The sequence below is a fragment of the Streptomyces pactum genome, assembly GCF_002005225.1.
GTDB lineage: Bacteria > Actinomycetota > Actinomycetes > Streptomycetales > Streptomycetaceae > Streptomyces > Streptomyces pactum_A.
Window position 1 is genome coordinate 1,599,931 of sequence record NZ_CP019724.1, and the last position, 23,824, is coordinate 1,623,754.

General features: G+C 73.4%; 23 protein-coding genes. 2 read left to right on the forward strand and 21 right to left on the reverse strand.

Annotated elements, in window-relative coordinates; all coding sequences use genetic code 11:
- Nucleotide 1: 1 nt before the first annotated feature.
- From B1H29_RS06585 to B1H29_RS06640, 12 genes are all read right to left on the reverse strand, one after another.
- The gene (locus B1H29_RS06585; RefSeq protein ID WP_055419334.1) at nt 2-184 is read right to left on the reverse strand and encodes a gas vesicle protein; all 183 of its coding nucleotides are present in this window, start codon (nt 182-184) and stop codon (nt 2-4) included.
- A complete protein-coding gene (locus B1H29_RS06590) occupies nt 181-978 on the reverse strand; it encodes a GvpL/GvpF family gas vesicle protein (protein ID WP_055419335.1) in 798 nt (265 codons plus the stop codon). Before B1H29_RS06590 ends, B1H29_RS06585 begins: the two co-directional genes overlap by 4 nt.
- Nucleotides 975-1,301, reverse strand: coding sequence for a gas vesicle protein (locus tag B1H29_RS06595; RefSeq protein ID WP_055419336.1), 327 nt, complete (start codon nt 1,299-1,301; stop codon nt 975-977). Before B1H29_RS06595 ends, B1H29_RS06590 begins: the two co-directional genes overlap by 4 nt.
- Nucleotides 1,298-2,482 carry an SRPBCC family protein gene (locus B1H29_RS06600; protein WP_055419337.1) on the reverse strand — a complete coding sequence of 395 codons (1,185 nt, stop codon included), beginning with the start codon at nt 2,480-2,482 and terminating at the stop codon, nt 1,298-1,300. Before B1H29_RS06600 ends, B1H29_RS06595 begins: the two co-directional genes overlap by 4 nt.
- Nucleotides 2,479-3,219: a hypothetical protein gene (locus B1H29_RS06605; protein WP_055419338.1), complete on the reverse strand. Its 741-nt coding sequence runs from the start codon at nt 3,217-3,219 to the stop codon at nt 2,479-2,481. The genes B1H29_RS06600 and B1H29_RS06605 overlap by 4 nt, the downstream gene beginning before the upstream one ends.
- Complete coding sequence (locus tag B1H29_RS06610; protein WP_055419936.1) at nt 3,216-3,479, reverse strand: gas vesicle protein GvpG; 264 nt, start codon at nt 3,477-3,479, stop codon at nt 3,216-3,218. Before B1H29_RS06610 ends, B1H29_RS06605 begins: the two co-directional genes overlap by 4 nt.
- A 4-nt stretch (nt 3,480-3,483) precedes the next feature.
- On the reverse strand, nt 3,484-4,257 hold the full coding sequence (locus B1H29_RS06615; protein WP_055419339.1) for a GvpL/GvpF family gas vesicle protein: 774 nt from the start codon (nt 4,255-4,257) through the stop codon (nt 3,484-3,486).
- Nucleotides 4,254-4,691, reverse strand: coding sequence for a gas vesicle structural protein GvpA (locus tag B1H29_RS06620; protein WP_055419340.1), 438 nt, complete (start codon nt 4,689-4,691; stop codon nt 4,254-4,256). Before B1H29_RS06620 ends, B1H29_RS06615 begins: the two co-directional genes overlap by 4 nt.
- A 66-nt stretch (nt 4,692-4,757) precedes the next feature.
- On the reverse strand, nt 4,758-5,129 hold the full coding sequence (locus tag B1H29_RS06625; protein ID WP_079160714.1) for a gas vesicle protein: 372 nt from the start codon (nt 5,127-5,129) through the stop codon (nt 4,758-4,760).
- Between the two features lie 116 nt (nt 5,130-5,245).
- Nucleotides 5,246-6,172 carry a non-homologous end-joining DNA ligase gene (gene ligD / locus B1H29_RS06630; protein WP_055419342.1) on the reverse strand — a complete coding sequence of 309 codons (927 nt, stop codon included), beginning with the start codon at nt 6,170-6,172 and terminating at the stop codon, nt 5,246-5,248.
- Complete coding sequence (locus tag B1H29_RS06635; protein WP_055419343.1) at nt 6,169-8,016, reverse strand: transketolase; 1,848 nt, start codon at nt 8,014-8,016, stop codon at nt 6,169-6,171. The genes ligD and B1H29_RS06635 overlap by 4 nt, the downstream gene beginning before the upstream one ends.
- Nucleotides 8,013-10,091, reverse strand: a complete 2,079-nt coding sequence (locus B1H29_RS06640) for an NAD(P)/FAD-dependent oxidoreductase (RefSeq protein ID WP_079160063.1) — start codon at nt 10,089-10,091, stop codon at nt 8,013-8,015. Before B1H29_RS06640 ends, B1H29_RS06635 begins: the two co-directional genes overlap by 4 nt.
- Before the next feature lie 178 nt (nt 10,092-10,269).
- Between B1H29_RS06640 and B1H29_RS06645 the strand changes: the two genes are divergently transcribed.
- Nucleotides 10,270-11,232, forward strand: a complete 963-nt coding sequence (locus B1H29_RS06645; protein WP_055419344.1) for an LLM class F420-dependent oxidoreductase — start codon at nt 10,270-10,272, stop codon at nt 11,230-11,232.
- 82 nt (nt 11,233-11,314) lie between these two features.
- Here the strand turns inward: B1H29_RS06645 and B1H29_RS06650 are convergent, their stop codons facing one another.
- Nucleotides 11,315-11,830 (reverse strand): phage holin family protein, encoded by a 516-nt coding sequence (locus B1H29_RS06650; protein WP_055419345.1) that lies wholly within the window; start codon nt 11,828-11,830, stop codon nt 11,315-11,317.
- 82 nt (nt 11,831-11,912) lie between these two features.
- Here B1H29_RS06650 and B1H29_RS06655 point away from each other — a divergent pair, with 82 nt between their 5' ends.
- The gene (locus B1H29_RS06655; protein WP_055419346.1) at nt 11,913-12,260 is read left to right on the forward strand and encodes a VOC family protein; all 348 of its coding nucleotides are present in this window, start codon (nt 11,913-11,915) and stop codon (nt 12,258-12,260) included.
- Between the two features lie 17 nt (nt 12,261-12,277).
- Here B1H29_RS06655 and B1H29_RS06660 read toward each other — a convergent pair whose 3' ends face one another.
- From B1H29_RS06660 to B1H29_RS06700, 8 genes are all read right to left on the reverse strand, one after another.
- Nucleotides 12,278-14,257: a DUF5107 domain-containing protein gene (locus tag B1H29_RS06660; RefSeq protein WP_055419348.1), complete on the reverse strand. Its 1,980-nt coding sequence runs from the start codon at nt 14,255-14,257 to the stop codon at nt 12,278-12,280.
- Nucleotides 14,258-14,530: 273 nt separating this feature from the next.
- Nucleotides 14,531-15,097, reverse strand: coding sequence for a GNAT family N-acetyltransferase (locus B1H29_RS06670; RefSeq protein WP_055419350.1), 567 nt, complete (start codon nt 15,095-15,097; stop codon nt 14,531-14,533).
- Nucleotides 15,098-15,150: 53 nt separating this feature from the next.
- On the reverse strand, nt 15,151-16,074 hold the full coding sequence (locus B1H29_RS06675; RefSeq protein ID WP_055419351.1) for a S66 peptidase family protein: 924 nt from the start codon (nt 16,072-16,074) through the stop codon (nt 15,151-15,153).
- Complete coding sequence (locus tag B1H29_RS06680) at nt 16,071-18,038, reverse strand: prolyl oligopeptidase family serine peptidase (protein ID WP_055419352.1); 1,968 nt, start codon at nt 18,036-18,038, stop codon at nt 16,071-16,073. The genes B1H29_RS06675 and B1H29_RS06680 overlap by 4 nt, the downstream gene beginning before the upstream one ends.
- Nucleotides 18,039-18,081: 43 nt before the next feature.
- Nucleotides 18,082-19,404, reverse strand: coding sequence for a M20/M25/M40 family metallo-hydrolase (locus B1H29_RS06685; RefSeq protein WP_055419353.1), 1,323 nt, complete (start codon nt 19,402-19,404; stop codon nt 18,082-18,084).
- A complete protein-coding gene (locus B1H29_RS06690; RefSeq protein WP_055419354.1) occupies nt 19,397-20,230 on the reverse strand; it encodes a M55 family metallopeptidase in 834 nt (277 codons plus the stop codon). Before B1H29_RS06690 ends, B1H29_RS06685 begins: the two co-directional genes overlap by 8 nt.
- Nucleotides 20,231-20,329: 99 nt before the next feature.
- Nucleotides 20,330-21,055 carry a class I SAM-dependent methyltransferase gene (locus tag B1H29_RS06695; RefSeq protein ID WP_055419355.1) on the reverse strand — a complete coding sequence of 242 codons (726 nt, stop codon included), beginning with the start codon at nt 21,053-21,055 and terminating at the stop codon, nt 20,330-20,332.
- Nucleotides 21,056-21,240: 185 nt separating this feature from the next.
- Entirely contained in the window at nt 21,241-23,712 is a 2,472-nt protein-coding gene (locus B1H29_RS06700) for an ATP-binding SpoIIE family protein phosphatase (protein WP_055419356.1), read from the reverse strand.
- Nucleotides 23,713-23,824 lie beyond the last annotated feature (112 nt).

A 23,824-nucleotide genomic window follows, 5' to 3' on the forward strand; every position in this document is an offset into this window, starting at 1 on the left:
GTCAGTCCCCGAACGGCGACGGGACATCGCGGTTGACCGAGCTGATCAGCGCGTTCAGGTCGATGCGGACCAGGTCGACGTCCGCGATGCGCAGCGTGACGTCGCCGGTGATGACCACGCCGCCGGCCAGCAGTCGGTCGAGCAGGTCGACGAGGGCGATCTCACGGCGTTCGACGACGGTCATGAGCCCTCCCCCGTGCTTTCCTCGCCGGCCGCCCCTTCTTCACCGGCGAAGGAATAGGCCGCCCACGGTCCGGTGAGTTCCACGCGAATTCCGGGAGCGTCGTCCTTCGTCCGGTCCACCATTTCCACGAATTCCTCCGACACGTCGCGCCGCACCAAATAGGCGGCGTTGAGCACGTTCCGTCCGGCCGCACCGGAAAGGCGGGGGTTCTGCGGCGCGTGCAGCCGCGCGTCGTCGGCCCGGGTGGCCAGCGTCCCGTGCAGGCGGGTCGCGAAATCCTCGGCCCGGCTCCACAGGTCGTCGTTCGCCCGCGTGCGCATGCGCCGCTGCCGCAGGTAGTCCCGGCCCGAGGCGGGCTTAGGGGCGGGCCGCTCCGGTCCGGCGGCCTGCTCCGGCTCCGCCTCCACGTACACCTTGACGCCCCATTCCACCCGCCCGTCCAGCCGCTCCAGCGTGCGCCGGAAGGCCTCCCCGCGCTCCTCCATCATCACGCGTACGCCGCTGTCGTCCCGGAAGACGGTGGCCAGCCGGAGCGGCAGCGGGGTGGTGACGGCGGTGAGCGCGTCGATGACCTGCTGGTGGGCGCGGGCGGTCCCGGCGAGCCAGTCCAGGTCCTCCAGGTGGGCGCGGAGCGCCTCCTCGCAGAAGTCGGCCTCGGGCACATGGCTGACGACGGCGACCAGGTCACCGTGGGGCAGCAGCCGGGGCGGGTCGCCCGCGACCCCGGTCAACTGCGACTGGAGGGCCGCGCCGAAGGGGCGGCAGACGGCGTAGACGTACCGCAGTCCGGTCATGGTGCCTCCCTCGGTACGCGGCCCGGATCCAGTTCGCGCAGGCGCTCGCGCAGCTCGGCGTTCTCCCGGGTCAGTTCGTCGCGCCGGGCGCGCGAGGAGAGCGCGGGGTCGCTCTCCCACCAGTCGATGCCCATTTCCTTGGCCTTGTCGACGGACGCCACGACCAGCCGCAGCTTGATGGTGAGCAGCTCTATGTCGAGCAGGTTGATCCGGATGTCGCCGGCGATGACGACTCCCTTGTCGAGCACCCGCTCCAGGATGTCGGCGAGATTGGCGCTCTGTCCCTGGCCATAGGGATCGGGCAGCCGGCTGGGTGTGGTCATCGACGGCTCCCGCTGTCGGCGTCCTCGTCCTCGTCACGGGACGCGTACTCGTCCTCGCCGGCTTCCCCGTCGTCCTCGTATCCGGCTTCGGGCTCCTCGTACTCCGCCTCCGGTTCGTCTTCCGGCTCTTCCCCGGGTTCTTCCTCGTACTCGCCCCCGTCCTCGCCCTCGTACTCGGTGTCCGGCGCCTCCTCCTCGTCCTCGTACCCGGCGTCCGGCGCCTCCTCCTCGTCCTCGTACCCGGCGTCCGGCGCATCCTCCCCGCCCTCGTGGGCCTCCGCGCCGTCCTGGCTCTCCTCCTGCTCCTGCGCGAGGGCGTCCTCGTGGCTGCGGACGACCTCGCCGTCGCGGATCTCGCCGCGCCAGCCGTCGTCCGCCTCGCCCTTGAGGGTGATGTGACGGACGTAGTTCTTCAGGTCGAGGCGGGCCCGGCGGCCCTGGGCGCGCCAGATGTTGCCGGTCTTCTCGAACAGCCCCTGGGGGTAGTACTCGATGACCAGGATCACGCGGGTGAGGTTGTCGGCCAGCTCGTGGAAGCTGACGACGCCCTTCGTCGAGCCCTTGGCGCCCTCCGACGTCCAGGAGATGCGGTCGTCGGGCACCTGCTCGGTGGTCGTCGCCTTCCAGCTCCGGTTGGACCAGAAGACCTTGAGCTGCCAGTCGGAAGAGGTGTCGTCGGCGCGGTTCGCGCTCTTGACGCCCTTGGCGAAGGTGCTGAAGTCCTGGTACTGCGTCCACTGGTCGTAGGCCGTGCGCAGCGGTACGCCGACGTCGACGTACTCGATGATGACGGTCGGCTTCTGACCGCCGCCGCCCTTCTTCCCGCCCTTGCCGCCGCCGAGGTTCTTGACGGCGCCGACCACGTTGTCCTTGACCTTGCCGGCCCCGACCTCGAACGCGGTCCGCAGGGGGCTCTTGCCCTCGGCGAGCTTGCGCCCGCCGTCGAGTGCGAGCTTGGCGAATCCGGGGCTGTTGCCCTCGGCGATGTCGTTCAGCTTGCCGGTGGTCTCGCCGAGCTTGGTGCCGACACCGGTCAGCAGCCGCGTGAGCTGGGCGGCGAGATAGTCCTGCAGTTCCTCCTTGAGGCGGTCGGCCGCCTCGCTCCGGGCCACGTCCGCGACCGGGTTCTTCTTCGCGGCCTTGCCCGCCGTGGAGGCGGCGGATCCGACGGTGTCGGTCATCGCTCACCACCGCCCTTCGTCTGCCGGGTCCCGGCCCCGCGTGCGGCGCCCCGGGTGCCGGCCGTCTTCTTGCCGGCCGTCTTCTTGGCGGCCGTCTTCCCGGCGGGCTGCGCCCGCTTCGCCGCGGCCTTCTTCGCGGGCGCCTCGGCCGCCTTCTTCGCGGGCGCCTTCTTGGCGGCCCTCCGTGCCTCGGGCGGGGCCTTCTTCGCGGCCCGCTCGCGGTGCGGTTCGCGCCGCTCCGGGCGCCGCTCCGTGCCGCGCTCTTCTTCGGACGGCTCCTGACCGGACCGCTCGCCGGCCGGCTCGTCCTCCTCGTAGCGCTCGTCCTCGTACTCCGCGCGCTCGCCGTCGTACTCCGAGTCCTCCGAGGCCTCGGGGTCACGGGAGTCGCCGGATCCGGCGCCCGGCGCCCGGGACGCCACGCCGGAGAGCTGGTCGCGCACCTGGGCGGTACGCCCGTGCAGGCGGTCGGCGAGCGCGTCGATCTGCCGCTCGACCATGGCGCCCGAGGCCGCCTTGCCCACGCCCCGCAGATCGGTGCGTAGCTGGTCGCCGATCTCCTTGAACTGGGGGTTGTCCTGTAGCTGAGTGGAGACCAGCTCCGCGATGCCCTTCGGGGTCAGGTTCATCTTCTTGCCGGCCACCATGGTGCCCACGGCGACCGCCAGTTTCAGCTTCTTCGTGCGTCCCAGCAGATAACCGGCCCCTACCGCGAGGCCCAGTCCGACTCGATTCATGGTGCCGTCCCGTTGCCCAATCCCGCGCTCGTGCGCGTAGCGATCTCCAGCCGGTCCAGAAGCTCGTCCTCCTGTCGGTCGAACTCCTCCTCGGTGATCTCGCCGGCCTCCAACTGCTCCTCCAGACGGGTTAGTTCGGCCCGAATCGTGGCGGGGTCGTAGTAGATCCGCTCGGCCTCGCGCATTACCTGTCTGATGGCCCACCCGCTGCCGCGCACCGGGGCGAACGGCAGCAGCAGGACCTCCGAGATCAGTCCCACGTCGTCACCCCACTCCGGCGTCCACGCCACCGGCCGCGGTGCCCGCGGGCTCGGCCGGGCCGGGCTCGACGAAGCTGTACGGCGGCAGCGGACCGTTCACGCGCACCTCCAGGTGCGGCATCTCCCTGCGGGCCTGCTCGACGGCCGCCAGGAACTCCTCGGCCGACTCGCGGTTCACCAGGAACGACACGTTGGCCAGCCAGCCGGTGGACTCGGGACCCACGCTCACGGCGTCGGCGGCCCGCTCCAGGGCCCGCTCCAGCGTGGTGGCGTCCTCGGCCTCCTTGCCCTTGACCGCGGCCGCGACCATCTCGCCGAGCTGAATCTTGGCCTCGTAACTTCCGCCTCCCGCCTGCCGGTTGGACTCGGCCAGCGCGCGGATCTCCGGGTTCTCGGCCATCACGTGGTGCAGGACGGCCTCTTCGACGTGGTTGGCCTTGATGTTGTACTCGACCCGGCCGTCCAGCGCCCCGAGGCGTTCCCGGTAGTGCTCGGCCCGCTCGGCGAGCACACCGGTGACCGCCTCGTCGTCCGGGGCGACGCTGCCGAAGCGCATGGGCAGGACACAGCCCGCCGCGCCGACCTCGCTCAGCACGTTCTGGTGGGCGAGCAGCTCCCTGCGCTTGGGGCGCAGTCCCTCGGGCGCGTCACTGACGACGGCCGCCAGCTCGCCCTCCTTCAGGATCCGCACCTCCCGCGGCGGATCGCCGACGCCACTGAGGCCCTCGGGCAGCGAGGCGTGGGAGCCGGCGGTGATGCCGTAGACGTACGTACTCACTCCTGCTCCTCCTTCCGGCGCGAGGGCGCGGCCTTGCGGGCGCGCGGACGCGATGTGGTCTCGCGCTCGGAGCCGCCCTCGTCACGGGCCTGCTTGAACGCGTCGGAGATGGTCTCGGCGGCGCCGGACAGCGCCCCCTTGGACTTGCCGCGGGCGCCGGACTCGGTCATCTCGCCGACCAGGTCGGGCAGACCCGGGTCCTTGCGCGGCCCGGCCTCCAGATCGAGCCGGTTGCACGCCTCGGCGAAGCGCAGATAGGTGTCCACGCTGGCGACGACGACGCGAACGTCGATCTTCAGGATCTCGATGCCGACCAGGGAGACGCGCACGAATGCGTCGATGACGAGCCCCCTGTCCAGAACGAGCTCCAGCACGTCGTAGAGACCGCTGCTGCCGCCTCCGCCGCCGGTCTGTTGTGCCGGTACGACACTCATGCCTGCTGTTCCTCCATCTTGGGTGTGGGTGCGTTCGGTCGGCCGGGGCCGGGCGGGTCGGGCGGCCTAGCGGCCGCCGGATCCGCGCGCGTCGGCCCGCCCGCGCTCGTAGCGTCGGACCCGCCGGTAGCCGGTGAGCTGCCCCTCGGCATCGAGCTCCACCTGGTAGCTCGCCATCAGGCTCATCGTGTCGGGCACCCGCTCGAGTTCGAGGATCTCGACCTCCAGAGACCAGCCCTCCTCCGTCCGCTCGAAGGACGACACGGACTCCGCGGTCATGCCGGTGAGCTCCGCGAGCTGGGCGCGCGCGTCGCGCAGCACCTCCATCGGCCGGGGCCGACGCGACTCCTGTGAGTCTTGGGTCTTCTGTGTTCTCTGTGACTTATGTGAACTCTGTTGTGAGCCTTGCGATTCGGGCGTGTTGTTCGTGTTCGACATGGCCACCTCCCCCTTCGTGTGGCCGCAAGAGTGTTCGCCAAACCTCCATCGGCGCGTGCATGTGCCACCCGCCGACGCCCACCGCCCCGCCCCCTGCCCCCTCGGCCGCGCGGGGGTCAGCCGCGCAGGGTGTCCAGCCGCCGCCGGGCGGGCCCCAGGGCCCGGGCACGGCTCATGAGCCCGGCCCAGGGCCGGGTGCGCGCCTGGTCGACGGCGTCCGCGATCGTCCAGCGGCGGGCGTGCAGCGCGGGGTCGTCGAGCTGGTCCCAGGCGATGGGCGTGGCCACGGGTGCGCCGGGCCTGGCACGGACGGTGAAGGGGGCGACCGCGGTCTGCGCGTAGGCGTTGCGCTGGATGTCGAGGTACAGCCGGTCGCCGCGGTCCTTCTTCCGGGCGGCGGTGGTGAGCCGGCCGGGATGGGCCGCGACCAGGACCTCGGCCACGTCCCGGGCGAACTCCCGCACGCCGTCGAAGTCCTGGCGGCCACCCAGCGGTACGACCACGTGCAGGCCCCGGGATCCGGTGGTCATGAGGGCCGAGGGCAGTTCCAGCTCGTCGAGCAGCCCGCCCAGCAGCCGGGCCGCCTCCCGGACCTCCTCGAAGTCGTCACCGGCCGGGTCGAGGTCGAAGACCATCCGGTCCGGCCGGTCCACCCGCCCGGCCCGGGACAGCCAGCGGTGCAGGGTGAGGGAGGCCTGGTCGGCGAGGTAGAGGAGGGTGGCGGTGTCGTCGCAGACGGTGTGGCAGACCGTGCCGCCCTCCTTGCCCACCTCGACGCGGCCGATCCAGTCCGGGTAGTGCTCCGGGGTGTTCTTCTGCATGAACCGCGGTCCGTCGACACCGTCCGGGTGCCGCTCCAGCATCAGCGGGCGGCCCCGCAGGTGCGGCAGCATGAAGGGCGCGACGGCACGGTGGTAGTCGACGAGATCGCCCTTGGTGTACTCCTTCGCGCCGCCGCCCTCGGGGAACAGCACCTTGTCCGGCCGGTGGACCTCCACCGCGTGCCGGCCGGCCCGGACGGTCCGTACGGCGTCACCGCTCACCGCACGATCGCCTGCTCCACCAGCATCCGTACGGCCGCCTCGACGGACTCGGCGTCGATTCCGGCGGCGTGCAGCTCCTCGGCCGGGGTCGCGGAGCCCGGCATCGTGCCGACGGCGAGCCGGACCAGGCGGGGCACGGGCCGTCCGTCGCAGAACGCGTCGAGGACGGCGTCGCCGATGCCGCCCTCCTGGCGGTGGTCCTCCACGGTCACCAGGCAGCCGGTGTCCTCGGCGGCCTCGCGCAGGGTGGCCCGGTCGACGGGCTTGACCGAGTACAGGTCGATCACCCGGACCGCAATGCCGTCCTGGGCGAGGGCGTCGGCCGCGGCGAGCGCCTCGTGCACGGTGACGCCGGCCGCGACGACGGTGAGCCGGTCGCGGTCGGAAGAGCGCAGCACCTTGCTGCCGCCGACGGAGAACTCCTCGTCGGGGCTGTAGATCACCTTGCTCTCGCCGCGTGAGGTGCGCAGGTAGCGGATACCCTCCAGGCCGGCCATCTCGGCGACGAGGCGGGCGGCCTGGTTCGCGTCGCACGGGTACAGCACGGTCGAGCCGTGGACGGCCCGCATCATCGCGATGTCCTCCAGGCCCATCTGGCTGGGCCCGTCCTGGCCGATGGCGACGCCCGCGTGGGAGCCGACGAGGTTGATACCGGAGCCGCTGACGGACGCCATCCGCACGAAGTCGTGGGCACGGGTCAGGAAGGCGGCGAACGTGGTGGCGAACGGCACCCAGCCGCGCGCCGCCATGCCGACCGCGGTGGCGACCATCTGCTGCTCGGCGATGTAGCACTCGAAGTAGCGCTCGGGGTGCTCCTTGGCGAAGAACTCGGCCCGCGTGGAGTCGCCGACCTCGCCGTCGAGGGCGACGACGTCACCGCGGGCGGTGCCGAGCGCGGCGAGCGCCTCGCCGAAGGCGTTGCGGGTGGCGACCTCGTCGCCCTTGTCGTAACGGGGCAACTCGGTCTGTCCGGTGCCGGCCGAGTGCAGCGCCCGTGCGGACGGCGGCTCCTGCACCCGGACCCGGAGGTCGCGGGGTCCGCCGAGTTCGGCGATGGCCTCCTCGGCCTCGGGGAGGGGCTTGCCGTGCTGTCCCTCGCGGTCCTCCACGGCCTTCACCCCCTTGCCCTTGAGGGTGCGGGCGATGATCGCGGTGGGCTGGCCCTTGGTGGACAGTGCCTCGCCGTAGGCGCGGTCGACGGCGTCCACATCGTGGCCGTCGATCTCGATCGTGTGCCAGTCGAAGGCCCGGAAACGGCGCGCGTACGCGTCGAGGTCGTGGCCGTGCCGGGTCTGGCCGCGCTGGCCGAGCCGGTTGACGTCGACGATCACGGTGAGGTTGTCGAGGTGCTCGTACCCGGCGTGCTCGGCGGCCTCCCACACCGACCCCTCGGCCATCTCGCTGTCGCCGCACAGGACCCACACACGGTAGTCGGCGTGGTCCAGCCGCTTGCCGGACAGCGCGATGCCGACACCGACGGGCAGCCCCTGGCCGAGCGAACCGGTGGCCGTCTCGACCCACGGCAGCCGCTGCGGCGTGGGGTGTCCCTCCAGGCGGCTGCCCAGCTTGCGGAAGGTGAGCAGTTCCTCGTCGTCGATGGCGCCCGCCGCCTTGTAGGCGGAGTAGAGGAGGGGGGAGGCGTGTCCCTTGGACAGGACGAAGCGGTCGTTGCCGGGGTGGGCGGGGCGCTCGAAGTCGTAGCGGAGGTGGTTGGCCAGGAGCACGGCCATCAGGTCCGCGGCGGACATCGAGGACGTCGGGTGTCCGGAGCCCGCGGCGGCGGACGTCCGTACGCTGTCGACGCGTAGCTGCTGTCCGAGGTCGACGAGTTCACCGGTGTTCATGAGTCTCCTTCCACGGCGCGGCCGTCGGTGCGCTTGACGGGGCCGGGGGCGATGTCGGGTCCGGGGGGCGGCTGGTGCGCTGGGGGTTCGGGACCGGGGTCTTCGGGAGCCCCGGCCGACCGGGCCGGGGCGGGCGCCGCGCCGGCGGGCCGGGGCTTCCCGGGCGCCGCGCCGGGCCGCCGCGGCTCGGCGGGGGCGTTGGCGGAGGGCGGCTTGGCGGGCGCCGCGGTGGACGGCGGCTTGGCGGGCGCGCGGGCGGGACGGGGCTTGGCGGCGGCACCGGCCGGACGGCCCTTGGCCGGTTCAGCAGCGGGCTGCCTCTTCGCGGGCTCACCACCCGGCTGACCCTTCGCAGGCTCACCACCCGGCTGACCCTTCGCAGGCTCACCACCCGGCTGACCCTTCGCAGGCTCACCACCCGGCTGACCCTTCGCAGGCTCACCACCCGGCTGACCCTTCGCAGGCTCACCACCCGGCTGACCCTTCGCAGGCTCACCACCCGGCTGACCCTTCGCAGGCTCACCACCCGGCTGACCCTTCGCAGGCTCACCACCCGGCTGACCCTTCGCAGGCTCACCACCCGGCTGATTCTTGGCGGGTTCGCCGCCGGGGCGGCTCTTGCCTGCCTGTCCCTTGTCAGCCTGTCCCGTGTCGGCCCGACCCTTGTCAGCCTGGTGCCGGGCGCGCGCCTCGCCGGGCGTGTCCGTCGTCGGCTGGCCTTCGGCGGGCTCGTCTCCCGCGGGCGCTCCCTCCCTCTTCCGGGCCGCCGCACCGCCCGGCACCCGCGCCACCTCCGGCGACGCCGACTCCAAAGGCACGGACCAGGAGCGTACGAGGCCCAGTTGGACGGCCTGCCGGGGCAGCACCGCGTCGAGCAGCCAGTCCGCGGCGACCCGGACACGGTTGCCGGGCATCGCCGCGAGGTGGTAGCCCCGGGTCACCGCGCCCGCCGCCGGGCCGGACACCGGGAGGCCGAACGGGTTGGCGGCGGCCTTCGCGCCGCCCAGGTCGACGACGAACCCCATGTCACGGTGGCGGTACGCCCGCCGCTCGCCGACGCCGAGCGACGCGGCGACGTTCCGGGCGCAGACCTTGCCGTGCCGCCAGGCGTGCTGTGCGGTCATCGGCGTGTACTGGCCGGGCTGGTTCAGGTCGGGCACCGCCGCCACGTCACCGCACGCGAACACCTCGGGCCGCCCCGGCACCTGGAGGTGCGGGTCGACGAGCAGGCGGCCGCGTTCCATGGGCAGCCCCAGGGACTCCACGAGGGGGTCGGGCCGTACGCCCACGCACCACACCAGCGTTCGGGTGTCGACCGTCGTGCCGTCGGTGAGCAGGACCCCGTCGTGCGTGGCCTCCTTCACGGAGGTTCCCATCCGCACGTCGACGCCCCGCTGCCGCAGCACCCGCTCGGCGGTGCGGGAGAGGCGTTCGTCCATCTCGGGCAGCACCCGTGGCGCCACGTCCAGCAGCATCCAGCGGGGCCGCATGCCGGTGCGCATCGGGTGTCGCCGGACCTGCGCGTCGGTGTACATCTGGCCGTGCGCGGCGACCTCGGTGCCGGTGTATCCGGCGCCGACCACGACGAAGGTGCACCGGGCGGCGCACTCCGCGCGGTCGTCGGCCGCGGCGGCCAGTTCCACCTGCCGGGTGACGTGATCGCGCAGGTACAGCGCCTCCGGCAGCCCGCGGAAGCCGTGGGCGTGCTCGGCGACGCCGGGAATGGGCAGCAGCTTGTTGACGCTGCCCGCGGCGAGCACCAGCCGGTCGTAGGACAGGGTGCCCTCGCCGCCCTCCGGGCCGGTGTAGTGCACGGTCTGCCCGTCGAGGTCGATGCCGTCGGCCTCGCCGAGCACCAGCCGCACGCGCGGCAGGGTGCCCGACAGGGACACGCTGACCCGGCGGGGTTCCAGGATTCCGGCGGCGACCTGGGGCAACAGGGGAAGGTAGAGGAAGTAGTCGGTCGGGTTGAGCAGGGTGATGTCGGCCTGGTGCCGGGTGAGACGGGACAGGGTGCGGGCCGTCCGGTACCCGGCGAAGCCGGCACCGACGATCACGATGCGGGGTCGGCTCACGGTTCGCCTCCGGGCTGTCGCGTACCTCGTGAGCCTTCCGCGTCCCCCTGGCCAAGCCCTCCAAACGTGCGCCGGGCCCGTACGGCGGCCCCGTTCGACGCCCCGAACCGCCGGTTTCCGGCCGGGCCCCCGGGTACCCGGGCCGGGACCCACCCCCGTCATGTCCCGGAGGCGCCCCATGCCCGAGTACGGCTACTTCCTCTCGTGCGAGCAGTACGGTCCCGCGGAGCTGATCGAGCAGGCGCGGATGGCCGAGCAGGCCGGATTCCAGGCACTGTGGATCTCGGACCACTACCACCCGTGGAACGACGAGCAGGGACAGAGCCCGTTCGTGTGGTCGGTGATCGGCGCGCTGTCCGACGCGGTGTCCCTGCCCGTCGAGACGGCGGTGACCTGCCCGACCCTGCGTATCCACCCGGCGGTGGTGGCCCAGGCCGCGGCGACCAGCGCGGTGATGACGGACGGCCGCTTCCGGCTCGGCGTCGGCACTGGCGAGGCGCTCAACGAGCACATATTCGGGGACGCCTGGCCGGCCGCGCACGTACGCCTGGAGATGCTGGAGGAGGCCGTCCTGATCATGCGCCGGCTGTTCACGGGCGAGGAGGTCAACCACCACGGCACGCACTACACGGTGGAGAACGCCCGCCTGTACACCGTCCCCGACGAGCCCGTGCCGATCGACATCTCCGGCTTCGGCCCGGCGGCGACCAAACTGGCGTCCCGGGTGGGCGACGGCTACATCACGATGATGCCGGACACCTCGATGGTGGAGCAGTACCGCAAGGGCGGGGGCGGCGCCAAGCTGGTCAGCGGGGGCACCAAGGTCTGCTACGACACCGACCGGGACGAGGCGGTACGCACCGTGCACCGCCTGTGGGCCAACGAACTGCTGCCGGGCGAGCTGGGCCAGGTGCTGCCCTCGCCCAAGCACTTCGAGCAGGCACAGACCCTGGTCACCGAGGACATGGTCCGGGACAACCGGGTGTGCGGCGACGACGTGGACGAACACGTCGCGCAGCTCCAGCAGTTCGCCGACGCCGGCTTCGACCGGGTCTACGTCAACCAGATCGGCCCCGACCTGCGCGGCTTCTTCGACTTCTACCGCACCAAGGTGCTGCCTCAGCTCCAGCGGGCCACCTGAGCGGCGCGGACACGCAGACACGGCGCCCCCCGAACCGCTTCCGCGGATTCGGGGGGCGCCGTGTCTGCCGAGTCGCGGCCGGTCAACCGCGGTCGCGCGGGGCCGCGGGGTCGACGCCCTCCCGGGGCGGCGCCGCGGGCCCGGTGGCGCTCGGCGGGGGCGTGCCCGCCACCGGGGCGCCGCTCGTGCCGCCGACGCCGCCGGGCGCGGCGGGCGGCATCGGCGGGTACGGCACGCCCAGGCCGTTCGGCGGCGCACTCGGCGCGGTTCCGCCGAGTGCGCCGCCGTGTCCCGGGCCGTGGGCGGACCCCGGCCGGGCCGCACCGCGCAGCAGGTAGGCCACGACGCCCAGCAGGACGGCCGTGATCAGCGCGGCGGCCCAGTCCGGCAGGCCGGTGGCGAGGGCCAGGCCCACCGTGAGCGCGAGGGCGGCACCCGCGTACAGGGCGGCGGCACCGGACGCGGCGTAGAGCGTGGCCTTGCGGCGCTGCTTCCGCGTCTGCTCACGCAGCTCGTCGCGCACGGTCTCGCGTGCCACCTGCGCCAGTTCGTCGACCAGATGCTTGTCCAGGTGTTCCAAGTGATCCATGCGGTCCATACGTCGCGGGTACCCGCGGGCGGAACTTCCATGGGGCCGGACCGTGAGTGCGGCCCCGCCGCGCCCAACTAGGCTCTTCCGCATGGACATTCTGGGAGCCACACTGCGCATCTACGTCGACGACCTGGACAAGGCGATCCCCTTCTACGAAGGTCTGGCCGGCGGTCCGGCCCACCGCTTCGAACGCGGCGGTGTCCAAGTCGCCGCGGTCGGCTGCTTCCTGTTGATGAGCGGCCCCGAGTCCCAGCTCGAGGTACTGCGCAAGATCACCGCGACGATCGCCGTGACCGACGTCGAGGAGACCCATCGTGTCCTGACCTCGCTGGGCGCGGACATCATCGCGGGCCCGGTCCCGACGCCGGCGGGCCGCAACCTGATCGCCCGGCACCCGGACGGCACGATCTACGAGTACGTGGACCGGCGGGCGTAGCGGCGGGCCGGGCGGGCTCACCCTCCGTCCGGCCGCATCCGGAAGTCGTGGCGGGCCGGGAGCGGTTCGTCGCCGAGCCGGGCCCACAGCCGGCCGATGCTCTCCGCACCCTCCCGCAGGTCGGCGACCTCGAAGCCCTCGTCGAAGACGGCCCGTGCCGCCTCGCGCCGGCCCTCGGCGGCCAGCAGCTCCGCCTCGGTCAGCCGGAACCGGCCGCGGGCTCGGGTCGCGGGGCGCAGCCGCTGCCACACGGCACGGGCGTCCGCCGTGCGCCCGACCGCGAGCAGCGCCTCGATCGCCTCGCGGCCGAGCGCGGCGGCGACGGCCGTCCACTGGGCGTCTTCGACGCGGACGTCCGTCTCCTCCCGTTGCTCCCGCAGTCGCTCGCACAGGTCGTCGAAGGCCTCGGTGTACCGGTCGGCGGCCCGCTCGTGGTGTCCGTCCTCCCGGTCGGCGACGGCGAGGCAGCGCAGCAGGGGCCAGCCGGCGGGCGCGGTCTTCAGGCCGCGCTCCCAACTGCGCACCGCCTGGGCCCGGTCGCCGCCGTGCCACTGGGCGACGCCGAGGTGGTACTCGGCGATCGGTGTGGCGGCCGTGGTCTCCAGCATGTCCCGCCAGGGCCGGGCGACCAGGGTGCTCCCGGGCGGTTCGTGGCGCCCCGGTTCGGGCAGCGAACCGGTGCGCAGCAGGTGCAGCCAGGGCCGCTGCTCGTCGCCGAGGGTGTCCTCGGCGAAGGGCGTGCCGGGCAGCTTCCAGCCCGTGCGCAGCACTTCGAGCGCGCCCCATCCCGAGCCGGTGGCGAGGCTCTGACCGGGCTCGGCGTCGGCGTACGGCAGCCAGGCCTCGTACGCCGCGTCGACGTCGTCGCGCGGCAGGACCGCCTCCAGCCGGTCCTCGGCGCGGCGCAGTGCGGCGTGCCACTCGCCCCGGGGCGCCGCGTCGAGCGGCCCGTACGCCTCCAGCCAGGACACCTCGCTCTCCGCCTCCAGCCTGACGTGCTCCAACTGGGTGCGGGCGAGCCCGGCCTGGATCTCGCAGTAGCCGCCGGTGCCGGGCTCGGTGAGCCACTCCTGCCAGCGCCGCCCGCCGGATCCCGTGCCCCACACGAACAGCTTGCGGCCGCGCAGTAGGTCGGTCGACGTCTGCGCCAGCCCGTGCCCGTGCTCGTCGAGGGCGGCGATCCAGCGGCGCCGGCCGTCCGGCACCTCGTAGAAGTAGTCGGCGGGGTGGGTGCTGTTCAGCGGGTACGTCCGGTCGGTCCCGTCGTACGACGGGACGGGCACCCGCCGCAGCCGCCGTTCGTAGCCGAAGAGCCATGCCTCGTCGGCCGGGGCGAGGACGCGGCGGTCCTCGGGCACGGCGATGTTGGACCACCAGTAGGTGGGGACCGGGCGCTCGTGCGGATTGCGGATCCGGACGCCGACGTGGAGGAAGTCCGAGCCCTCCGGCAGCCACAGGTCCACCTGGAAGGGCAGGTCCCGCAGCCGCTCCCACTCCCAGAGGCGCAGCATCTCCCCGCCGTCCGGGGCGGGCACGCGGGCGGCGTGCACGGGTGAGCAGGCAAGGGTGGTGTGACCGGTGGCGCCGATGTTCCATTCGATGCCGCCGGAGAACCAGGCGCCGTTGAGGGCGAAGTTGGCGGGCTGGAGCACGGGGTTGACGTAGAGCAGCTCGCGGTCGGTCGGCTTGTGGTGGAGGGAGGCGACGCGGCCGCCGAGGCCGGGCAGGACGGTGGCCCGCAGCCGGTCGTTCTCGATGACGAGGGCGTCGACCTCCCGGGGCTCGCGCTCGCGGTCGTAGCCGTCCCGGACCCGCAGCGGCAGCAGGCTGCGCAGTGGCTCGTAGTCGACCTGGCGTGCCATGTCGCGCGGCAGGCCGGCCCGGTCGCGTTCGTCGATGTGGTGGGCCTCGTCCAGGGGGCGCAGCGGCGGCAGCGGGTTGTCCGGTCCCAGCGGCGCGGCGGGCAGGGTCAGTACCTCACGTCGGATCGTCGTCACGGTTCCCCATGGAAGCCGCTCACCGGTGCCGTGAACAGGGGCGCCGTCGGTCACGTTCGCGCGACGTCGCTCACGTCCGGGTCGCCGGGCGCCCCTTCGGCGGCGTTGCGAGGCGCTTCTCGACGCGGCACGCCGTGGTGTCGGACGCGGCGGACGGCGAGCGGAGGGCGGGCGCGATCACGGAGGACCGGGCGGCGGAGACGACGCCGCGCGGGCTCGGCCGCGGGTTTCGCGGCCCGCGGTGGACGGTGCCGGGCCGGGGCACCATGTGGCTCAGTCCTGGGTCACGCTCTCGGCGGTGATCGCCCAGCGCTGGTGGTCGCGCCAGGCCCCGCCGATGTGGAGCATCCTCGGCGAGAAGCCCTCCAGGTGGAAGCCGCAGGCGCGGGCCAGCGCGATCGAGGCGGCGTTGCCCGGCTGCACGTTGATCTCCAGCCGGTGCAGCCGCATCGGTCCGAACGCGTACCGCACGACGAGGTCCAGCCCTTCGCGCATCAGCCCGCGGCCCGCCGCGTGCGCGAAGGCGCCGTAGCCGAGCGCGCCGCTGAGGAAGCCGCCCCCGACGATGTTGTTGATGTTGACGAACCCGGCGATGGAGCCGTCCCGCCCGCCGTCCGCCTCCTTCTCGCACACCAGGAACCCGGCCTTGGTGGGGTCCTCGATCAGCCGGGCCGCGTAGGCGTCGTAGGCCTGGACGCTGTCGGGCGGGAAGAGCCACGGGCGGTGCAGGTCCTTGCTCTCCCGGGCCCGGGCGGTGAACTCGGCGCCGTCCTCGTAGGTGAAGGGCCGTATGCCCACGCGGGGGGCCTCGGCGAGGTGGCGGGACGCGTTGTGCGGCATTTCGCCAGCCTACGACGCGGTGCCGCCGCGCGCGGGGCCGGTCGGCGCGGTGATCAGCCGAGCGCCGGCCCGTCCAGCGTCAAGGTGCCCGCGTCCGCGTCCAGTTCCGCCGCCGCGCCGAACGGGACGGTCAGCGCCCCCTCGCAGTGGCCGAAGCCGAAGTCCTCGGCGACCGGCACGCCGAGGCCGCCGAGCCGGTCGGCCAGCATCGGTCGCAACCGCTCGTAGGGCTCGCACTCCTGCCACGACCCGAGGAGCACCCCGCCGACCCCGTCGAGCCAGCCGGCCCGCAGGAGCTGGGTGAGGTAGCGGTCCAGCCGGTACGTCTCCTCCCCCACGTCCTCGAGGCACAGCAGCCCGCCGCGCGCGGAGGGACGGGCGTGCGGGGTGCCGAGTTCGGCGGCGAGCAGGGCGAGGCAGCCGCCGAGGGTGACGCCGCGCGCCCGGCCGGGGACCATGGGTGCGCCGCCGGAGGCGATCACGCGGACCGTCTCCGGGGCGAACAGGGTGGCCTTCAGGTGCTCCTGCGCCCGCGCGTTCTTGGTGAAGTCGATCCCGGCGGCCATGGGCCCGTGCAGCGTGACCAGGCCCAGACGGGTGGCGAAGGCCTCGTGCAGCGCGGTGATGTCGCTGAAGCCGACGAACACCTTGGGTCCGGCCGCACGCATCGCCTCCCAGTCGAGCAGGTCGGCCATGCGCTGGACGCCGTAGCCGCCGCGGGCGCACAGCACGGCGTCCACGGCCGGGTCGCACCAGGCGGCCTGGAGGTCGGCGGCCCGGTCGGCGTCGGTACCCGCGAGGTAGTCGAAGGTGCCGTGCCGGTCCAGGACGTGCGGTGCCACGACCGGGTCCAGGTCCCAGCCGCGCAGCACGTCCAGACCCGCCTGCAGCCGCTCCTCGGGCACGGGACCGCTGGGTGCGACGACGGCCACCCGGGCGCCCGCGGCCAGCCGGGACGGCCTGACCAGGTCCCTCATCGGGTCAGCTCCAGGGCGGGGATGCCGCGCGAGTCGAGGCCGAAGACCTGGGAGTAGAGGGAGAGCTCCGCCTCCAGGGCGCGCACCATCGTCTCGGCCCGGCGGAATCCGTGCCCCTCGCCCTCGAAGGTGAGGTACGCGTGCGGCACCCCGCGGCCGGCCATGCGGGCGAGGAACCGCTCGCACTGCACGGGCGGGCAGATCACGTCGTCGAGCCCCTGGAGCAGCAGGAAGGGCGCGGTGACCCGGTCGGCGTGCTCGGCGGGCGACCGCTCGGCGTACCGGGCGGGCACCTCGGCGTACGGGCCGACGAGGCTCTCCAGGTACCGCGACTCGAAGTCGTGGGTCTCCCCCGTGCCCCAGCCCGTCAGGTCGAGGATCGGATAGCTGACCGTGCCGCAGGCGTAGACGTCGGTCGTGGCCAGCGAGGCGGCGGCCGTCCAGCCGCCCGCGCTGCCGCCGCGCACGGCGAGCCGCTCCCGGTCGGCGGTGCCCTCGTCGGCGAGGGCGAGGGCGACGGCGGCGCAGTCCTCGACGTCGACGACCCCCCACTGCTCGCGCAGCCGGTTGCGGTACTCCCGGCCGTGGCCGGTGGAGCCGCCGTAGTTGACCTCCGCGACGCCGATGCCGCGCGAGGTGAAGTAGGCGATCTCCAGGTCCAGCACGAGGGGCGACCGGGTGGTGGGGCCGCCGTGTGCCCAGATCACGTAGGGCGGCAGCTCGCCGTCCGGTGCGGCACAGCCGGGGTGGTGCGGCGGATACAGGTGTGCGTGGATGTCCCGCCCGGCGGGGCCGGTGAAGGTGCGGATCCGCGGTTCGGGGTAGTACGCCGGGTCCACCGCGTCGTCGTGCGGGGCGCCGATCACCCGGGCCCGGCCGGTACGGGCGTCCAGTTCCACCACCTCGTGAGAGGTGCGCGGACTCGCGCCGACGGCCACCACGCGCTCGCCGTGCGCGGCGAGGGTGGCCGCGAACTCTGTCCAGGGACCCGCGGCGTCCACGACCTCGCCGCTCTCGGGGTCGAGGATGCCGAGGGCGGTGGCGCCACGGCCGTGCACTACGGCGATCAGGCCGCTGTCCAGCGGTGCGAACCAGCGCCGGCCGAGCTTCCACAGCGGTCCGCCGAACTCCTCCTCACGGGCGCACAACGGCTGCCCGTCGCGGTAGAGGTTCCACCAGCCGGTGCGGTCGGAGGAGTACAGCAGGGCGCCGTCGGGGGCCCAGTCCACCTGGGCGACGGACTCCTCGGGCCCGCCGGCGACGGTCCGGGCGTCCCGGAACGTGCCCTCGGGGCCGATCTCGGCGACGATCAGCTCGGTGCCGTCCCAGGGCATGCGCGGGTGGTCCCAGGCGAGCCAGGCGGCACGCCGCCCGTCGGGCGAGACGCGGGGCCCGGTGACGAAGCGGTGCCGGTCCCCGGTGAGCTCACGGACGGCGTCCCGGTCGCCGGCCGCCGAGCCGTCCAGCGGCACCGCCGCCGGCACCCGGCGCACGTCGCCGGGCCCGTCGCCGGTGAACTCCTCCAGGACGCACCACACCTCGCCGCGCTCGGGCCGCAGGTGCGGCTCGGCCCAGCGCAGCCCGCCGCCCACCGGGGAGACGGGCGTCAGCGGACGCGGCTCGCCGCCGCCCGGCTCGTGGGCGTACAGCCGCTGGTCGGCGAAGTTCACGAAGACCAGCAACGGCCCGGTGCCGGTCATCAGGGCGGTCCAGGGCCGGCCGCCGTATTCGATGACACGGCTGCGGACGTTCCACGGCGCGGGCAGCACCGGCTCCTCGGTGCCGTCGGGACGCCGCCGCAGCAGAGTGCGCCGCCCGCCCTCCGTGGGCCGGGGCGCGGTCCACCACACCTCGTCGCCGACGAAGCCCACGTCCTCGGGGCGCCCGTCGTGCTCGGCGGCGAGGGCCGCGTCGATGGGCGAGGGCCACGATCCGTACGGCAGAGTCCGCACTGACTCCCCCACGTCTCCTCCAGTTCCTTGTCGGGCGGACCCCAGGGGGTGTCCGTCAGGCCGTGCGCAGAAAGCGGTCGAGGACGCGGACGCCGAAGTGCAGCGCCTCGACGGGGACGCGTTCGTCGACGCCGTGGAAGAGGGCCTGGTAGTCGAAGCCCTCGGGCAGCTTCAGCGGCGCGAATCCGTACCCGGTGATGCCGAGCCGCGAGAACTGCTTGGCGTCCGTGCCACCGGACATGCAGTACGGCACCACGTGCCCCTCCGGGGCGAACTCCTCGACGGCGGCGCGCATCCGGGCATACGTCGGCGAGTCCACGGGCGCCTGGAGGGCGACCTCGCGGTGGGCGAACTCCCAGTCCACGTCTGGCCCGGTGAGCCGGTCGAGAGTGCTGCGGAACTCGTCCTCGCAGCCGTGCAGGAACCGCCCGTCGACGTGGGCGACGGCCTCGCCGGGGATGACGTTGACCTTGTAGCCGGCGTCCAGCATGGTCGGGTTGCTGCTGTTGCGGACGGTTGACTCGACCAGCGCCGCGGCGGGTCCGAGCTTGTCCAGGAGCGCGTCGACGTCCCGGAGGTCGGTCTCGATGCCGTAGACGGCGGCGAGTTCGGTCAGGGCGGCGCGCACGGTCGGGGTCAGGCGCAGCGGCCACTCGTGGTGGCCGATGCGGGTGATCGCCGACGCGAGCCGGCTGACCGCGTTCTCCCGGTTCACCTTGGAACCGTGGCCGGCCCGCCCCCGCGCGGTGAGCTTGAGCCAGCCCGTGCCGCGCTCACCGGCGGCGATCGGGTAGAACTGCCGGCCGGCACCGTCGTGGAAGGTGAACGCCCCCGACTCGCTGACGCCCTCCGTGCAGCCCTCGAACAGCGCGGCGTGCCGGTCGGCGAGGAATCCGGAACCGTCCTCCGCGCTGGCCTCCTCGTCCGCGGTGAACGCGATCACGAGGTCGCGCCGGGGCCGTACCCCCTGCCGGGCCCAGTCGCGCACGACGGCGAGGATCATCGCGTCCATGTTCTTCATGTCGACGGCGCCGCGCCCCCAGACGACACCGTCGCGGATCTCGCCGGAGAACGGGTGCACGCTCCAGTCGGCGGCCTCGGCGGGCACGACGTCCAGATGACCGTGCACGAGCAACGCACCGGCCGACGGGTCGGTGCCCTCGATACGGGCCACGACGTTGGTCCGGCCCGCGGTCCGCTCCAGCAGCGTGGGCTCGATCCCGGCCTCGGCGAGCCGCGCGGCGGCGTATTCGGCGGCCGGACGCTCGCGGCAGTCGCCGCCACCCCGATTCGTCGTGTCGATCCGGATCAGCTCGGAGGTGAACCGGACGACCTCGTCCAGCGCCTGCGCGTCCGGGTGCTGCGCCCGCTCAGCCATACTGCTCCTCCACCGCGGCCGAGGCGATCGTGGTGACCGCCTTGAACGTACGGATCGCCTCGAACATGGTGTCGTGGGTGTACGCCACCTTCCGCTCCCCGACGCGGGCCACACCCGGCACGACCGTCGAGGCCGCCGCCAGGTGCTCGGCGTCGAACTCCACGGCGACGGTGAACGGCCCGCCGTCCACCGGCTCGTACCGCACCGCGAGCGCCGCCGCCTCCTTGGCCGCCGCCCGGATGTCGGCGGCGGTCCTGGCCGGCGTCCGGCACACGGCCGCGTACCGCGACACATGGTCCTTGACCGCGACCTTCGGCGCCTCGGGCGCGTACCCGAGCGCGTCCTCGCAGGCCACGTCGTCCCCGGTGACCAGTACCACGGGCACCCCGTACTCGGCGACGACGTGCGCGTTGAGCAGACCCTCACTGGCCCGTACGTCGTTCAGCCACACGCCGGTGATCTGGTTGGCGAGGTAGGTGTGCGCGAGGACGCCTTCCATGCCGGCGCCCGCGTGGTACCCGATGAACGCGATACCGTCCACGTCCCCGTGCTGGACGCCCTCCACCATGGACAGCGCCTTGTGCCGGCCGGTGAGCATCTGCGTACGCTCGTCGAGCCGCTCCAGGAGCAGGTTGCGCATGCTCCAGTGGGCCTCGTTGACGAGCACCTCGTCGACGCCGCCGTCGAGGAAACCCAGCACGGCGGCGTTCACGTCCGAGGTGAACATCGACCGGCACCGCTCCCACTGCGGCGTCCCCGGCAGCACGTCGGCCGGCCAGGTGACACCGGTGGCGCCTTCCATGTCGGCGCTGATGAGGATCTTCATGCTGCGCCACGTTACGCGGTCGCGTCGAATGCCAGCCAGGCCTGTGGAAAACTCTCACCGGCCCAGACCAATGGCTGGTCGGACGCCTCGGACCGCCGTTCACCCGTCCTTTCCCGCCACCACCCACGCCGACGGCAGCTCGATGCGTGTGCCGTCCGGCGTGTACTCCGTGGTTATCAGCGGGAGTTCGCCGCTCGCCAGGACGGTGAGGCCGGCCGCGCGGAGGTACTCGGGCACCGCCTCGTCGGGGACCGCGCCGGGGGTCAGGCCGTGCCGGAGGACGGGGGCGAGCTTGGCCGGCGGCCCGTCGGGTCCCTGGGCCAGGCCCGTCAGCACGGTCCCGGCGGACTGGGAGGGCTCCACCAGGAAGGCCCGGCCGCGGCCGCCGACGAGTGCGGCGAGGGCGTCGGCCAGCGGCTGGCGGTCGTCGGGCGCGCACTGGTGCAGGACGCCCCGCACATAGACGTTGGCGTCGCCCAGCTCCGCGTGCAGCGTCTCCGCCTCGGCCTTGTCGGCGGCGTCCAACTGCCGGTACACCGCCTGTCCGGCGGGGTCGGCGTGGCGGGCGTGACCGAGGGCGGCGGCGGAGAGGTCGACGCCGACGACGTGCGGGAAGCGGTCGGCGAGGTAGCGGGTCTGGGTGCCGTTGCCGCAGCCGACGTCGATCATCGGCAGTCCGGGGTCGGTCAGGTGCGGCTCGAAGTGGGCCAGGTGCCGGCCGGCGGTCAGTATCGGCTCCGCGTCCCAGAACACCGCGCCCTGCCCCTCGGGTGCCTCGCTCCAGAAGCCCTCCCAGGCGTCCCGGTACCGACTCGTCACGCTCATGCCCGTCTCCCCAGGTGCGACGACGTAGGTCCCGCCGAAGATGACGGGCCCGTACGGTGTACCGCGCCCGGCGCACGGCCACAAGCGCCCGGCGCATCCCTTCACCGGACGTGCCAACGACACGCGCCCCGGCGACGTGGGACGGCTCAGCGAGACCCGGGACGCTCAGCGGGACGTGGGGCGGCTCAGCGGCGGGGCAGCGTCAGTTCGAACCAGACGGTCTTGCCCGCCTTCGTACGGCTCGCGCCCCATTCGCGGGCGAGCGCGCTGACGACGCGCAGTCCGCGCCCGTTCTCGTCGTCGGGACCGGCGCCGCGCAACGCGGGAAGTTCGTGGTCGTCGTCGTCCACCTCGCACAGCAGCGTGTCGGCGCGGACCAGGCGCAGCTCGACGGGACGGGCGTGGGCGTGCCGCAGTGCGTTGGTGACGAGCTCGCTGACCATCAGCTCGGCGGGGTCGGCCAGTTTCGGCAGGCCCCAGTCGTGGAGCTGTTCACGGACCGCCGCGCGGGCGCGGCCGGCCTCGGCCGGGTCCCGGGCGAGGCGCCATTCGGCGACGGCGTCGGACTCGATGCCGTTCAGCCGTGCCATCAGGAGGGCCACGTCGTCCTTGCGGCCGCCGCCTGTGCCCAGGGCGCGGATGATGGTGTCGCAGGCGTCGTCCATGGAGGCGGCCGGGTGGGCGGCGGACTCGCAGAGGGTGGCGAGGCCGACGCCGATGTCCTCACCGCGCACCTCCACCAGGCCGTCGGTGCACATCACCAGCCGGTCGCCCGGCGCCACCGGCACGCGCACCGCCTCGAAGGGCACCCCGCCGACACCGATCGGCGCCCCCGTGGGCAGGTCGATCAGCTCGCTCGCGCCGTCCGCGGCGCGCACCAGGACGGGCGGGATGTGACCGGCGTTGGCGAGGTGCAGTTCACCGGCGATGGGGTCGTAGACGGCGTACAGGCAGGTCGCCAAGTGGGTGTCGCCGAGCCGCTGGGCGAGGTCGTCGAGATTGCGCAGGAGCTGGGCGGGCGGCAGGTCGAGCCCTGCCATGGTCTGCACGGCGGTGCGCAACTGACCCATCATGGCCGCCGAGTTGAGGCCGTGTCCCATGACGTCCCCGACGACGAGGGCGGTGCGGGCGCCGGGCAGCTTGACCGAGTCGAACCAGTCGCCGCCGACGCGGCCGAGAAGGGTGCCGGGCAGATAGCGGGTGGCGATGTCGCAGCCGGCCATGCGCGCGGGGATGTGCGGCAGCATGCTGTCCTGGAGCGTCTCGGCGACGTTCTCCTGGTACGTGTACATGCGCGCGTTGTCGAGCACGAGCCCCGCGCGGGCGGCGAGTTCGGCGCCGGTGACCCGGTCCATGTCGTTGAAGACGGGCCGCTCCGGGTGCCGGAGGAGGATCATGAAGCCCAGGACGACGTTCCGAGCCTTCAGGGGCACCAGCAGCATCGAGCGGCCCGTGATGAGCGGCCGGATGTCCCGCTTCTCGAACTGGGAGGCGATGGCGTGGCCCATCTCCTCGGTGATGCGGGGCACCAGGACCGGATCGCCGCTGGTCATGCACTGGAAGAAGGGGGTGTGCGCCGGGAACGGCATGGCCTCGCCGACCGGTACGACGTCGTCCCAGCGGCCGGGTTCGTCGGTGTGCTCCAGGGCTACCCGGTGCCACATCGTCGTCGTGTCCGGCACACCGTCGGGGAACCCCTCGCCGGCGACGACCTGTTCGCGCAGATAGGTGCCGGCGACGTCGGTGAAGCGCGGGACGACCGCCTTGCTGACCTCGACGATGGTCCGGGAGAGGTCGAGCGAGGTGCCGATCCGTCCGCTGACCTCGTTGAGGAACTCCAGGCGCTCGCGGACGGCGGCGTACTCCAGGTCCTCGGCCTCGTCCCGCAGGTCGTCCGGCACCGGCTCGCCGGCCGCCAGTGCCCGGGCCGCCCGCTCCCGGCGCGCTCTGCGCTCGACGCGCCGGGGAACGCCCCAGTCCGGGGTGACGGGCACCCGGTCGTTCTGGCTGAACTCCAGGACCGGATAGCCCAGTTCGAGGACCTGCGCGACGATGCGGGCGCTCTCGCCGACGCTCATGCTGGGCAGGATCTCGGGGAGGCGGCGGGCGAGTTCCTCGGCGCCGGGGAAGTCGGTGTGCAGCGCGAAACCGGGCGCGATCCGCTCGAAGGTCGTCTGCTCCGGGCCGCCGTCGGCGTAATCCCGCCGCAGACCGTCCGCGTCGGCGGCCAGCACCAACAGCCGTTCCCGGCCGGGACCCACCAGGGGGTACGCCCACCACAGCACGTCGAGGCGGTCGCTGCCCGGCACGGTCAGGCGGGCGCGGCCCGCCGCCGGGTAGGACAGCCGCCCGTCGAGGGAGGACTCCAGGCCGGGGCCGAGGCCGTCGTGGGCCGCGTAGGAGCCGTATCCGGTGTGGTCCTCGTCCTCGGGGAGCACACCCGAGACGGGCAGCAGATCGGGGGCGGGCCGGCCGATCGCCTCCTCCTTGGGCAGGGCGAACAGCCTTCGCGCGCCCCGGCTCCAGTGGGAGACCAGTCCGTCGCGGTCCACCACGACCACGGCGAGCGGGACCCGGCCCGCGACAGGGTCCGCCGGTCCGGCGCCCGGTCCGGCACGGCGGCCTGGAGGTGCGTCCCGCTGGGTGCCATGGTCCATGGCGTCAGGCCCTCTCTCCCCACAGCTCCGCAAGATCTGTGTCGCCGTCACCACGGTACGGCGGTGGCAGGTGACCATGTGCGGCAACGGGGGAATTGGTGGCGCGCGAACA